Source organism: Streptacidiphilus sp. PAMC 29251, from assembly GCF_054208735.2.
This window is the reverse complement of the sequence record NZ_CM135725.2, coordinates 2,606,737-2,619,051: the sequence shown is the minus strand read 5'-3', so window position 1 is coordinate 2,619,051 and position 12,315 is coordinate 2,606,737. Positions and strand designations below refer to the sequence as shown.

The window sequence follows — 12,315 nt, the reverse complement described above, 5'->3', positions numbered from 1 at the left end:
CGTGACAGCCCCGCGCCTCGAAGCTGCTCGCGGTCACTGGTCGTCCTCCTGCTGCTCCTGCTGCTGTTCCGGTTCCTGTCCCTGCTGTTCCGGTTCGTACGAGGTCAGATAGCCGGTCGCGCGGGCCTTCGCCAGCGCCGCCTCGCGCGCCCCCGGCGCGTCCAGCGGCCCGTCCACCAGCCCGGCGAAGCCGATGGCGACGCGGGCGCCGCCGATCGGCAGCAGGTCGACCTCGACGGTCGCCCCGGCGTCGAAGCGGACCGTGGACCCGGCCGGGACGGCGAGCCGGGTGCCGTAGGCGGCGGCCCGGTCGAAGGCGAGCCGGGGGTTGGCCTCGAAGAAGTGGAAGTGCGAGGTGACGCTGATCGGCACGGTGGAGGTGTTGCGCACCGGCAGCCGCAGCGCCGGCTGCTGCGGCTGGTAGCCCGTGCCGTCGCCGGGGAGCGCCGCGCCGGGTGCGTCCGGGCCGAGCGAGCCCGCGCCGCGGAACGGGTCGTTGATCACGCAGAGCCTGGTCCCGTCGTCGAACACCGCCTCCACCTGCAGCGTGGTCACCACGTCCGGCACCCCGGGCAGCACGTCCTGGGCGCTGAGCACATTGCGCCCGGCCTCGATCGCCTCGGCGAGCCGGCGGCCGTCCCGGGCGGCCTCGCAGACGGTGTCCGCGATCAGCGCGGTCGCCTCCGGCACGTTCAGCCGCACCCCCCGGGCACGGCGGGCGCGGGCCAGCTCGGCGGCCGTGAAGATCAGCAGCCGGTCCCGCTCGGTGGGTGTCAGTCGCACGGTGCCTCGTCGCCTCGTCCGGAGAAGTTTAGAACGGCGTTCAAACTCTTGCCCGTATTGAACCCCCGCCCCTGCCCCTCTGTCCAGCGTGACGCGAACGCGCGTCGGGGAGGCCTCCCCGGTCGGGTCAATCGGATGGCGCCCCCGGCTGCGCCGGGGTGGTCAGGCCAGGTCGAGGACCGACTCGCGGTGGGCGAACCAGGCGAGGGTGTCGGTGATGGCCTGGTCGAGGGTGAGTTCGGGGCGCCAGCCGAGGAGGGTGGCGGCGCGGGTGCTGCCGGTGAAGGCGCCGGCGTTGTCGCCGGGGCGGCGGGTGGACTCCTCGGTCAGGACGGGGGTTCCGGTGACGCGTTCGAAGGCGGCGATGAGTTCGCGGACGGTGGTGCCCGCGCCGGTGCCGAGGTTGATGACCTGGTAGGACTCCGGGCCGTCCGCGGGCAGCGCCAGCTCGAAGCGCTGGAGGGCGGCGACATGGGCCCGGGCCAGGTCCCAGACGTGGACGTAGTCGCGGATGCCGCTGCCGTCGCGGGTGGGCCAGTCGGTGCCGGTGATCCGGAACGGCGTGCCGTTGCGGTGGGCCTCGATCAGCTTGCCGAGCGCGTGCGAGGGCAGCGGGGTCTGCAGCCCGGTGCGCAACTGCGGGTCCGCGCCGACCGGGTTGAAGTAGCGCAGCGACAGCACCCGCAGCGAGGTCGCCTGGGCGGTGTCCTTGAACGCCAGCTCCATCAGCATCTTGGTGCGGGCGTAGGGGCTGAGCGGGTCGAGCGCGGAGTCCTCGTCCACCGAGAAGTCCGCGCCGGGGGTGTAGATGGAGGCGGAGGAGCTGAACAGCAGTCGCTCGCAGCCGTTGCGCTGCAGGTGTTCCAGCAGGGCCACGGTCTTGGCCACGTTCTCGCGGTAGTAGCGCAGCGGCTGCTCGACCGACTCGGGCACGACGATCAGCGCGGCGCAGTGGATCGCGGCGCTGATCTCCGGGTGTTCGGCGAAGATCTGGTCGAGCAGCGGCCCGTCGGCGATGTCGCCCTGGTAGAAGGCACGTCCCTCGGTGAACTCCCGGCGGCCCGTTACCAGGTTGTCCAGGATGACCGGGGTGATACCGGCGTCCAGGCAGGCCGAGGCGACCGTGCTGCCGATGAATCCCGCGCCGCCGGTGATCAGAACCTTCATACGTCGTTCAACCCCTCAAGAGCCGAGCCCTGCTGCTGTCATGGGGTACGGACGATCAACCCGGCGAGATGGTTCCGTTATCCGGCGTTAGCCGAACGGTGATGATCTGGAAGGGGCGGAGGGCGAGGGCGAGGGCGTTCCCGCTGGGGGTCAGTGCTTCGGTGGGACGTTCGAGCAGGTCGGTGAGGGTGGCGGCGGCCAGCGGGAAGGCGGTGGACAGGGTGAGCCCGGCCCGGCCGCCGAGGGACTCGTACAGCCGGACGATCACATCGCCGGAGGCGTCGTCGGCGAGCTTGACCGACTCGACGACGGCGCCGGGCCCGTCGATGCGGACCAGCGGGGCGGCCGGGGATGCTCCCCGGCGCAGCGGGAGGTTGAGGGCCTGGCCGGCGGCGACGGACTCGCCGATGGTCGCGCCGGGGTACAGCGCATAGCGGAAACGGTGGCGTCCGGTGTCGGTTTCCGGGTCGGGGGAGTGCGGGGAGCGGAGCAGGGTCAGCCGGACGGTCGTGGTGGTGCGGCCCTCGTGGCTGGTCCGGGTGATGTCATGGCCGTAGGTGGAGTCATTGAGCACGGCGCTGCCGTAGCCGGCCTCGCCGACGTGGACCCAGCGGTGGGCGCACAGCTCGAAGCGGGCGGCGTCCCAGCTGGTGTTGCTGTGGGTGGGCCGCTGCACATGGCCGAACTGGATCTCGGCGCTGGAGCGGGCGGCGTGGACGTCCAGCGGGAAGGCGGCCTTGAGCACCTTCTCCGACTCCTGCCAGTCGGCGTCCGTGGTCACCGTCAACTGCCGCGCCCCGGCGTCCAGTTGCAGCTCCTGGACGATCCGGGAGGCGCCGAAGGCGCGTTCCACCCGGACCACGGCGCGGAGCGGCCCCTCGGCCGTGACGGCGACCGACTCGGCGGCGGTGAGGTCGGTCCAGCGGCGGCGGTAGTGGCGGTCGATGTCCCAGGCATCCCATTTGCTGGGGTGGTCCGGATGGAGCTGCAGCAGATTGCCGTAGCTGCCGGGGGCCAGCGCCTCGCGGTCGGCGGCCAGGTCGCGGACGGAGGTGAGCAGGCCGTCGGCGTTGACGACGACCCGGAGCAGGCCGTTGTCGAGGACCAGGTCGGCGGCGGGGCCGCGGGTGACGGTCACCGGGGCGACGCCGGGCGGGAGGTCAGTCGTGACGATGCCGACGCCGAGGGCCGGAGTGGTGGCCCAGCCGTCGTCGACCACCTCGGCCCGGTCGAAGGAGGCGGCGTTGAGCACCCCCGCGGCAGAGCCGGAAAGTGCCCCGGCCGCCTCGGCGATCAGCGCCTCCAGCTCCTCCGCCACCGCCCGGTAGGTCTCCCTGGCCTCGCGGTGCACCCAGGCGATGGAACTGCCCGGCAGGATGTCGTGGAACTGGTGCAGCAGCACCGTCTTCCACAGCCGGTCCAGCTGCTCGTACGGATATCCGTACCCAGCCGCGGTGACCGCCGCCGTCGCCGCCCACAGCTCGGCCTCGCGCAGCAGGTGCTCGCTGCGGCGGTTGCCGCGCTTGGTGGCGGCCTGGGTGGTGTAGGTGGCGCGGTGCAGCTCCAGGTACATCTCGCCGGACCAGACCGGTGCCGCCGCCCCGTACTCGGCCTCGGCGGCGGCGAAGAAGGTCGCGGGCGCCTCGACCGCGACCCGGGGCGAGCCCTCCAGGTCGCGGACCCGGCGGGCCCGCTCCAGCATCTCCCTGGTCGGGCCGCCCCCGCCGTCGCCGTAGCCGAAGGGCAGCAGCGAGCGCGTCGCGAGGCCCTTGTCGCTGAAGGTGCGCACGGCGTGGGCCAGCTCATGGCCGGAGACGGTCGCGTTGTAGGTGTCGACCGGCGGGAAGTGGGTGAAGACCCGGCTGCCGTCGATGCCCTCCCACCAGAAGCTGTGGTGCGGCATCCGGTTGGTCTCGTTCCAGGACATCTTCTGGGACAGGAACCAGCGCGCCCCGGCCAGCCGGGCCAGCTGCGGGAACGCCGCCGTGTAGCCGAAGGAGTCGGGCAGCCAGACCTCCTCGGTCTCCACCCCCAGCTCGTCCAGGAAGAAGCGCTTGCCGTGCACCAGCTGCCGGGCCAGCGCCTCGCCGCCGGGCATATTGGTGTCCGACTCCACCCACATCGAACCGACCGGGGCCCAGGTGCCGGCCGCCACCGCGTCCTTGATCCGCTGCCACAGCACCGGCTGGTGGTCCCGGGTCCAGGCGTACTGCTGCGCCTGCGAGCAGGCGAACACCAGCTCCGGGTAGTCGGCCGCCAGCGCGGTGACATTGGCGAAGGTACGGGCGGTCTTGCGGACGGTCTCCCGCAGCGGCCAGAGCCAGGCCGAGTCGATATGGGCGTGGCCGACCGCGGACAGCCGGTGGGCGCTGGCGTGGGCCGGACGGGCCAGGGTCTCGGCCAGCTCGGCCCGGGCGGCCGGGGCCGTCCCGGCCAGGTCGTGCAGGTCGAGGGCGTCCAGCATCCGCTCCAGGGCCCGCAGGATCTCGTGCCGGCGCGGGTCGTCGGTGCTCAGCTCCTGCATCAGCCCGCTGAGCACGTCGATGTCGAGCTCCAGCTGCCAGACCTCCTCGTCCAGCACCGCCAGATCGGCCTGGGCCAGCCGGTAGAGCGGGGTGTCGCCGCTGGTCAGCCGGTCTCCGAGGGCGGTGGGACGGAAGCCGTGGACGAAGATGTCCGGGTTGGCCGCGGCCTCCGCCAGCAGTCGGACCGGCTCGCCGCCGCGGGCCGGGCGGGCGACCGCGATCCAGCGGTTGTCGCGGTGGATGCCCTTGATCGGCACCCCGTCGGCGTCATGGACCAGGGCCTCGGCGTTGAAGCCCGGCCACACCCCGCCGTAGCCCAGGTCGAACAGTGCCTCGACCCGCCGTCCGGCCCATTCGGCCGGAACCTCGCCCTCGAAGCGGAACCAGGTGGTGGACCAGGGCGCGCCCCAGGCCGTCCCCAGCGCGAAGGGGGTGTATTCGGCCTTCAGCGCCTCCGCGACCGGGACCGGCTCGCCGGGCGTGTGCCAGGCCAGCACCCGCAGCGGGGTGGTCAGCGGGTACCTCGCGGGGCGGATGTGCTGCGACAGGGCCCGTTCCAGGCGGCCCTCCACCATCCGACGGTCGTCATGCACGACGCCTCACCTCCGACTGCGGTCTGCCCGGCCGGTCGCGAGCTGAACCCGGCGGCGCGCGGCGCTGTGCGGGAGCGTCGGCATTGCCGTTGCTCGTTTCATCCGACAGGATGAAGACCGGACATGTGTCCAGTGAATCCGAGCAGCCCACCAGGCCAGAAGGCCAGAAGCGCAGACCGGCAGGAGATGCAGTGGCGTCCACACCCCCGTCGCCACGCCAGTCCGTCAACGCGCTGGAGCCCGCGCTGGAGCAGCCGATCGCGCTCGAGCCCGCCATGGCCGCCAACGGCATCGGCTCCTTCGACTGGGACCTCTACCGCGACATCATCGTCGGCGACGCCCGGGCCTGCCGGATCCTGGGCATCGAGGACCCCGCCGAGCACCCGGAGCTGCCCCGCTCGACTCCGAGTCCTTCCTGGCGCTGCTGCACCCCGAGGACGCGCCGATAGTCCGCCGCCGGGTCGAGCAGGCGGTCAAGGAGCTGGGCCAGTGCGGCGCCTACTACCGCACCCTCTTCGCGGACGGCGAGATGCACGCGGTGCGCTTCCGCGCCCGGGTCCTCGCCGACGAGCTCGGCCGGCCCTCCCACATGGTGGGCTTCGTCTGGGACGCCACCGTCGAGCTGAACAAGCGGGTCCGCGCCGACCGGCTCGCCCTGCTCCGCGAGGAGCGCACCCGCTTCATCAAGGAGGCGGCCCGCGCCCTCTCCGAGGCCACCACCATGCAGGACGTGGCCCGGGTGTTCACCGAGCTGCCGCTGCCCGGCATCCCCCCGGACGGGCTGATCCTCGCCATCCTGGAGAGCAGCCGGATCCAGATCCTCCGCGCCACCGGCTACGACCCCGAGGGGTCCCCGCCGCCGCACAACCACGTCCCGCTGGACGCCGACCACCCGGCGGCGCTGGCGCTGCGCACCCGTACCCCGGTCTTCCTGAGCAGCCGGGCCGAGTACCAGGACCGCTTCCCGGGGGCCTGGCAGCAGGTCGTCCCCTCGCCGCGCTGCGCCTGGGCTTTCCTGCCGCTGGTGGCCGGCGGTCGGCCGATCGGGGTCTGCCTGGTCAGCTTCGACGAGGAGCGCGCCCTCGACAGCGAGGACCGCACCCTGCTCAGCACCCTCGGCGGGATGGTCGCGCAGTCCCTGGCCAGGGCCCGGCTGCACGACGCCGAGCACGAGCTGGCCGCCGGGCTGCAGCGGGTGCTGCTGCCCCGCAGCATCCCGCCGCTGCCGGGCTTCACCAGCGCCGTCCGCTTACCTCCCGGCCGGGACCGGGCTGCAGATCGGCGGCGACTGGTACGACGTGGTGCCGCTGCCCGGCGGCCATGTCGGCCTGGTCATCGGCGACGTCCAGGGGCATGACGTGCACGCCGCCGGGGTGATGGGCCAGCTGCGGATCGCGCTGCGCGCCTACGCCGCCGAGGGCCACCCGCCGGCCGCGGTGATGTCCCGGGCCTCGCGCTTCCTGGCGGACCTGGACACCGGCCACTTCGCGACCTGCCTCTATGTCGAGGTCAATGTCGACTACGGGGCCGCCTACGCGGTCCGCGCCGGGCACCTGGACCCGCTGGTGCGCCGGGCCGACGGCAGCAGCGCGGTCCAGCCGGTGGCCGGCGGGCTGCCGCTGGGCATCGACCCGGAGAACTCCTACCCGGTCACCCGGTTCACCCTGGACCCGGGCGAGATGCTGCTGCTCTGCACCGACGGCCTGGTCGAGACCCGCACCGTCGACATCGACGAGGGCATGGAACGGCTGCGGCTCGCCATCGGCGGCGCCCAGCCGCAGCCGCAGGGTCCTGACGCGCTGGAGGCGCTGGCCGACCGGATCGCGACCTCCGCCGCCGACAGCCATGAGCGGGACGACGACATCGCCCTGCTGCTGCTCCGCTGGGAGGGCCCGGCCGAGGCCAGGCCGCGCCAGCTGCGCCGCCGGATCCCGCAGGCCGACCTGCAGCAGATCTCCGAGGTGCGCGGCGAGCTGCGGGACGCGGTGCGCCGCTGGGGCGTCGGCGACCTGGCCGACACCGTGGAGCTGCTCACCTCGGAAATGGTCACCAACGCCCTGGTGCACACCGACCGGGACGCCCTGCTGACGGCCAGGCTCTACCAGGAGGGCGGCCCGGCCGGCCCGGCCCGGCTCCGGGTGGAGGTGGACGACGAGTCCGACCTCTGGCCCAAGCGCCGCACGCCCGGTGAGCAGGCCTCCTCCGGGCGCGGGCTGATGCTGGTGGAGGCCCTGGCCGACGCCTGGGGCGTCGACCCGCGCGGCAGCGGCAAGCGGATGTGGTTCGAGCTCATCCACCGCGAGTAGTCACGAAGCACGGCGGCCGGTCAGCCGTAGAGCTGCTCCAGGTCCTTGAGCTTCTGCTCCAGCGAGTCCAGCCGGGGCAGCGTCAGTGTGTCGTCCTCCGCGGTCAGGTCGAAGGTCCGCTCCTCGGCGGGGCGGGGCCGCACCGGCAGCTCGACCACGGGGTCGGCCTCGTGGTCGGCTATGACGGGCTCCGCGGGGACCGACTCGCGCTCGCCGCCGCCGGTCCGCGGTGGCGGCGGGAGCTCCCCGGGCGCGCGGCCGCCGCGCGGCCAGCCGCGACTGCTCAGCGCCCGCAGCTCGGCCCGCTCGTGCCGGGAGGCCCGGCGCTGCTCGTCCCGGTCGATGCCGCGCTGCCGCTTGTCGTCGCGGACCTCGTCCACGGCCTCGTCCAGGGTGCGGACGTTCTCCAGCAGCATCAGCGACCAGGCCGCGTAGGTCTCCCTGGGGGCGCGCAGCCAGCGGACGATGCGGATCTGCGGCAGCGGGCGGGGCACCAGGCCCTGCTCGCGCAGCGCGGCCCGGCGGGTCTGCTTCAGCGCGCGGTCGAACAGCACCGCGGCCGAGAGCGACATGCCGGCGAAGAACTGCGGGGCGCCGTTGTGGTCGATGCCGCGCGGGGCGTGCACCCAGTTGAACCAGGCCGAGGCACCCGCGAAGAACCACACCAGCAGCCGCGAGCCCAGCGCCGCGTCACCGTGGCTGGCCTCGCGCACGGCCAGCACCGAGCAGAACATCGCGGCGCCGTCCAGACCGAACGGGACCAGGTACTCCCAGCCCCCGGAGAGGCTCAGATTCTCGATGCCGAAGCCGACCAGCCCGTGGAAGGACAGCGCCGCGGCGACCGCCGCGCAGCAGAACAGCAGCACATAGGAGGCCGACCCGTAGAGGGCCTCCTTCTTGCGCCGCCGCTCCTCGCTGCGTTCCCAGGAGTCGGTGCTCTCGCGTGCCGCCGAGCCGCGTGACCGCAGCAGTGTCACCAGTCCGGCGACGAGTAGGAGGCCCGCGACGGCAGCGACGCCCCACCCAAGCGTTATGTCGGAAAGTCTCATGCCTCGCCCAAACCTCGGCTGATGACCAGAACATGGGCTCTGGCCGAAGTGGGAACCATGCTGGCCCAGGCTTCCGTGGCCCGTGGTGCTTTTGGGGCTGATACACCAGGACGGGTGTATCCGGTGGCGCCCGTCCTACTCTCCGTGATAGAGGTGGCGGTCCCCGTGATGGAGGCGCAGGGCTGCTAGGCCCGCCCCGGTGCCTGTTCCTGCACCGGACCGGGTTGCGCCAGCCACACCGGGACGCCGCCGAAGGCGCTGACCAGCCGCGCCGCCTGGCCGCGCAGCTCGGCGGCCTCCGGGGTGGGGGAGACGTCCGCCAGCGAGGCCAGCGCCGGGGCGATACCGACGGCGAAGCCGGTGAGCTCGCGCAGCCGCAGCGACTCGGCGAAGCCGTGCCTGGCGCCGGCCAGGTTGCCGTCCTGCTGGGCGATGCTGGCCAGGTGCCGCCAGGTGTAGGAGAGCAGCAGGTCGTCCTGCTGCTGCTCGGCCCCGGCGTGGGCGCGGCGGTAGGCGGTGCGGGCGGCGACCGGGTCCTTGAGCAGGTTCTCGGCGACCAGGCCGCGCCGGAAGTCCAGCAGCGGCCGTCCGGCCGCACCGGGCGCCAGCATCGCCGAGGCCCGGCCCAGCGCGGCCTGTGCCTCGTCCAGCCGGTCGTGCACCCGGAGCAGGGTCGCCACATAGGCGAGGTAGCCGCGGGCGCAGGCGGCGGCGGCGCGCTCGGTGTCGCTGCGGGCCCCGCTCTCGGCCAGCCGCAGGGCGCTCTCGGCGTCGCCCCAGCCGTCGCTCTCGAACAGACTTCGTTCGATCAGCAGTTCGGCCCGGGTCAGCGCGGCCCCGGGGGAGTGCGCGGCCTCGCCCTCCAGCAGTGCCGCGGCAGCCTGCCAGCAGCCGCGCGAGCGCAGCAGCCAGACGGTGTCGGGCGGGGGCTGGGCCGCACTGCCGTCGCGTGAGTCGTCGATCCGGGCCGTGCGCTGCTCCGACGCCGTTCGATGGTCCGACAAGGACGGTTCCCCTCCGTGCTGCGGGCCGGTGGTGACGGAATTCCAACACGTGGTCGGGGAGCCGCGCCAGATCAATGACAACATCAGTTGGGATTGGCCGGGGCTCCGGCCACGCGCACTGACCTGCTGATGGACCGTCAGCTCGACCCGCCGGTGCGGAGCAGTTCGCGGGCGGCGGAGTTCACCGGCTGCGGCACCCCGGCGAGATCCAACTCGAAGAGGGCGACCAGCAGTTGATCGGCCCGGTTGCGGGACTCCTGGTTGTAGCCGGCCAGTGTGAACATCACCGGCTGCAGCTCGTCCGCGTGCAGGGTGTTCAGCCACAGGCACTCGACCGCGCGCAGGTCGGCCGGCTCGGTCCAGGTGTCGACCTGGGCCACGATGGTGGTGCCGAGCAGGCAGACGCCCTCGCGGTCCTGCGAGTCGGACACCTCCAGCTCGCCGAAGCCCAGCCACTCCAGGTAGCGGGCGGCGGCCAGGATCGCGTCGTCCGAGGTCCGGACCGGGTGCGGGACGAACGGGGGCCGCGGCGGCACGGCCCGCGCGGCACGGGCCGGCGCCGGGGCCGACTGCGGCGGGCGTCCGGCCGAGACCGGGCGGGCCGGCGGTGCGCTGCGCGGCGGTTGCGGCTGGACCGAGGGCAGGGCCGGGGTGACCGGGACCGGGCGACGGGCGGTGTCCACCGGCAGCCGGACCTGGGCCCCGCAGTCACAGGTGAACTCGGGCTGCGGCCACTGCTCGGAGCGCCCGCAGGACGGGCAGCGCATGCTCAGCCAGGCGTCCTCCCAGGAGCGGAACCGCACCTGGACCGGGATCCCGCCGCGCAGCAGCGGCACCTTGAGGTTGGCCCCGCAGGAGCAGGGGAACACCGGCGGCTCGTAGGAGTGCTCTCGGCGGCAGGACGGACAGCGCACCGGGCGGGCGGACGGCTTGCTGCCGTCGGAGCTGTCGCCGACGGGCTGGGCTCCCGTGTTGTCGGGCTGCGGCGTACCGGGCATCACGTACCGTCCGTTCGGCTGGAGGGACCTGGAGGGCTCCGACTGCCCAACCATCGTCCCTGATCCAGGCCGGTTCGGGGAGGCCCTTTCGCAGACCGGGACGGGATCGGGACGGAACCTGCGGCGGGTCAGCCACCGATGGCCGACATCGGCCGTTCCGGTCGGCGGAAGTCCGCGCTGTTGATGGCGTGCCCGGGGCCCTTGCCCGCGACCGAGCCGCGCCAGGCGGCCTCGATGGCGCCGTCGTCCGCGCCGGAGCGCAGCAGGGCGCGCAGGTCGGACTCCTCGCTGGCGAAGAGGCAGTTGCGCAGCTGGCCGTCGGCGGTGAGCCGGACCCGGTCGCAGCCGCCGCAGAAGGGGCGGGTGACGCTGGCGATCACGCCCACCCGGCTGTCGGTCCCGGCGATCCGCCACTCCTCGGCCGGGGCGTTGTCCTCGCGCGGCAGCGGCTCCAGGGTGAAGCGCTCGCCGAGCTTGGCCAGGATCTCGTCGGCGGTGACCATCCGCGCGCGGTCCCAGGCGCCCTGGGCGTCCAGCGGCATCGACTCGATGAAGCGGCACTGGTAGCCGTGCTCCGCGGCGAAGCCGGCCAGGTCGGCGATCTCGTCGTCGTTGACCCCGCGCACCGGGACCGCGTTGATCTTCACCGGGGCCAGCCCGGCCGCCTGCGCGGCGGCCAGCCCGAGCAGCACGTCGGCGAGCCGGTCGCGGCGGGTGATCTCGGCGAAGCGCTCGGGGCGCAGGGTGTCCAGGCTGACGTTGACCCGGCGCAGGCCTGCCTCGCGCAGGGCGGCGGCGCTGCGGGCCAGGCCGACGCCATTGGTGGTGAGCGACAGTTCGGGGGCGTCGGGAAGCGCGGTGAACCGGGCGATCAGGCCCGGCAGGCCGCGCCGCAGCAGCGGCTCGCCGCCGGTCAGCCGCACCGAGCGGATCCCCAGCCGACGGGTGCCGATGTCGACCAGGCGGACCATCTCGTCGTCCGTCAGCAGCTCCGGTTTCGGCAGCCAGGACAGGCCCTCCTCCGGCATGCAGTAGGTGCAGCGGAGGTTGCAGCGATCGGTGAGGGAGACCCGCAGATCGGTGTGGACCCGGCCGAAGCGGTCGGTGAGGGGCGTGACGGCGGTGCTGGACATCTGCCCAGTAGAGCGGGCCGGTCGGCGACCGGTCCAGGGGGTGAAGCCCCGGTGAACGGGGGTGGGGCGGGAGGGTGGACTGTAGTTTCGTCCAAGGCGGTCGGTGGGGCGGCCCGGCCACACTGGTCACCATGATGTCGACCGAGGCGCCCGCCGGCCCCGTTGTGGCGCTGCTGCTGGCTGCCGGGGGCGGGTGCAGGCTCGGGCTGGGGCCGAAGGCGCTGCTGCCGTACCGGGGGCGGCCGCTGGTGGAGCACGCGGTGGCGGTGCTGCGGGCCGGCGGCTGCGGGCGGATCGTGGTGGTGCTGGGGGCGGGCGCGGAGGAGGTGGCCGCGGGTGCCGAGCTGGGCGGCTGCGAGCTGGTCCGCAACCCCGACTGGGAGTCCGGGATGGGCTCCTCGCTCCGGGTCGGCCTGGCGGCGTTGCCGGGGGACGCGTCCGCGGCGCTGGTCGCGCTGGTCGACACACCCGGGGTGACGTCGGAGGCGGTGGCGAGGCTGCTGACGGCCCACCAGAACGGCGCGGGCCTCGCGGCAGCAGGGTATGCCGGGCGGCGCGGGCACCCCGTCCTGATCGCCGCCGAACACTGGCCGGAGGCAGCCCGCGGCGCGGTGGGCGACGCAGGCGCTCGCGCCCTGCTGGCGGCACACGCGGATGAGCTGGTGCTGGTCGAATGCGGCGACGTGGCCCGCCCCGACGACATCGACACCCCCGAGGCCTGGGCCCGCTGGTCCTCCTGAGCCGGCCCACCCCCGGA

The 12,315-nt window shown here is 73.7% G+C and carries 11 protein-coding genes; 4 read left to right on the top strand and 7 right to left on the bottom strand.

The features are described 5' to 3' along the window. Window positions 1-33: 33 nt before the first annotated feature. From ureA to ACXKR8_RS12220, 3 genes are all read right to left on the bottom strand, one after another. Window positions 34-783 (bottom strand): urease subunit gamma, encoded by a 750-nt coding sequence (gene ureA / locus ACXKR8_RS12230; protein WP_458272921.1) that lies wholly within the window; start codon window positions 781-783, stop codon window positions 34-36. 162 nt (window positions 784-945) lie between these two features. Further along, window positions 946-1,950 (bottom strand): UDP-glucose 4-epimerase GalE, encoded by a 1,005-nt coding sequence (gene galE / locus ACXKR8_RS12225; RefSeq protein WP_458272920.1) that lies wholly within the window; start codon window positions 1,948-1,950, stop codon window positions 946-948. 55 nt (window positions 1,951-2,005) lie between these two features. Next, complete coding sequence (locus tag ACXKR8_RS12220; RefSeq protein ID WP_458272919.1) at window positions 2,006-5,068, bottom strand: alpha-mannosidase; 3,063 nt, start codon at window positions 5,066-5,068, stop codon at window positions 2,006-2,008. Window positions 5,069-5,259: 191 nt separating this feature from the next. On the opposite strand from ACXKR8_RS12220, the gene ACXKR8_RS12215 reads away from it, so the two are divergent. The 3 genes from ACXKR8_RS12215 to ACXKR8_RS12205 are packed head-to-tail and all read left to right on the top strand — an operon-like array spanning window position 5,260 to window position 7,374. Then, window positions 5,260-5,517 (top strand): hypothetical protein, encoded by a 258-nt coding sequence (locus ACXKR8_RS12215; protein WP_462100472.1) that lies wholly within the window; start codon window positions 5,260-5,262, stop codon window positions 5,515-5,517. After that, on the top strand, window positions 5,415-6,425 hold the full coding sequence (locus ACXKR8_RS12210) for a GAF domain-containing protein (protein WP_462100675.1): 1,011 nt from the start codon (window positions 5,415-5,417) through the stop codon (window positions 6,423-6,425). The genes ACXKR8_RS12215 and ACXKR8_RS12210 overlap by 103 nt, the downstream gene beginning before the upstream one ends. Continuing rightward, window positions 6,367-7,374 carry a SpoIIE family protein phosphatase gene (locus tag ACXKR8_RS12205; protein WP_462100471.1) on the top strand — a complete coding sequence of 336 codons (1,008 nt, stop codon included), beginning with the start codon at window positions 6,367-6,369 and terminating at the stop codon, window positions 7,372-7,374. The genes ACXKR8_RS12210 and ACXKR8_RS12205 overlap by 59 nt, the downstream gene beginning before the upstream one ends. Window positions 7,375-7,394: 20 nt before the next feature. Here the strand turns inward: ACXKR8_RS12205 and ACXKR8_RS12200 are convergent, their stop codons facing one another. From ACXKR8_RS12200 to moaA, 4 genes are all read right to left on the bottom strand, one after another. Continuing rightward, on the bottom strand, window positions 7,395-8,423 hold the full coding sequence (locus tag ACXKR8_RS12200; RefSeq protein ID WP_458272917.1) for a DUF2637 domain-containing protein: 1,029 nt from the start codon (window positions 8,421-8,423) through the stop codon (window positions 7,395-7,397). Window positions 8,424-8,608: 185 nt separating this feature from the next. Continuing rightward, complete coding sequence (locus tag ACXKR8_RS12195; protein WP_458274962.1) at window positions 8,609-9,385, bottom strand: hypothetical protein; 777 nt, start codon at window positions 9,383-9,385, stop codon at window positions 8,609-8,611. Window positions 9,386-9,564: 179 nt separating this feature from the next. Continuing rightward, window positions 9,565-10,425 carry a hypothetical protein gene (locus ACXKR8_RS12190; protein WP_458272916.1) on the bottom strand — a complete coding sequence of 287 codons (861 nt, stop codon included), beginning with the start codon at window positions 10,423-10,425 and terminating at the stop codon, window positions 9,565-9,567. 128 nt (window positions 10,426-10,553) lie between these two features. Further along, complete coding sequence (moaA, locus tag ACXKR8_RS12185) at window positions 10,554-11,558, bottom strand: GTP 3',8-cyclase MoaA (RefSeq protein ID WP_458272915.1); 1,005 nt, start codon at window positions 11,556-11,558, stop codon at window positions 10,554-10,556. 131 nt (window positions 11,559-11,689) lie between these two features. On the opposite strand from moaA, the gene ACXKR8_RS12180 reads away from it, so the two are divergent. Further along, window positions 11,690-12,298: a nucleotidyltransferase family protein gene (locus ACXKR8_RS12180; protein ID WP_458272914.1), complete on the top strand. Its 609-nt coding sequence runs from the start codon at window positions 11,690-11,692 to the stop codon at window positions 12,296-12,298. The last annotated feature ends 17 nt before the right edge of the window (window positions 12,299-12,315 follow it).

Excerpts from the sequence above, each read along its gene's own strand:
- ACXKR8_RS12200 (WP_458272917.1), bottom strand. The coding sequence starts at position 8,423 with ATGAGACTTTCCGACATAACGCTTGGGTGGGGCGTCGCTGCCGTCGCG.
- galE (WP_458272920.1), bottom strand. The coding sequence starts at position 1,950 with ATGAAGGTTCTGATCACCGGCGGCGCGGGATTCATCGGCAGCACGGTC.
- ACXKR8_RS12190 (WP_458272916.1), bottom strand. The coding sequence starts at position 10,425 with ATGCCCGGTACGCCGCAGCCCGACAACACGGGAGCCCAGCCCGTCGGC.
- moaA (WP_458272915.1), bottom strand. The coding sequence starts at position 11,558 with ATGTCCAGCACCGCCGTCACGCCCCTCACCGACCGCTTCGGCCGGGTC.
- ACXKR8_RS12180 (WP_458272914.1), top strand. The coding sequence starts at position 11,690 with ATGATGTCGACCGAGGCGCCCGCCGGCCCCGTTGTGGCGCTGCTGCTG.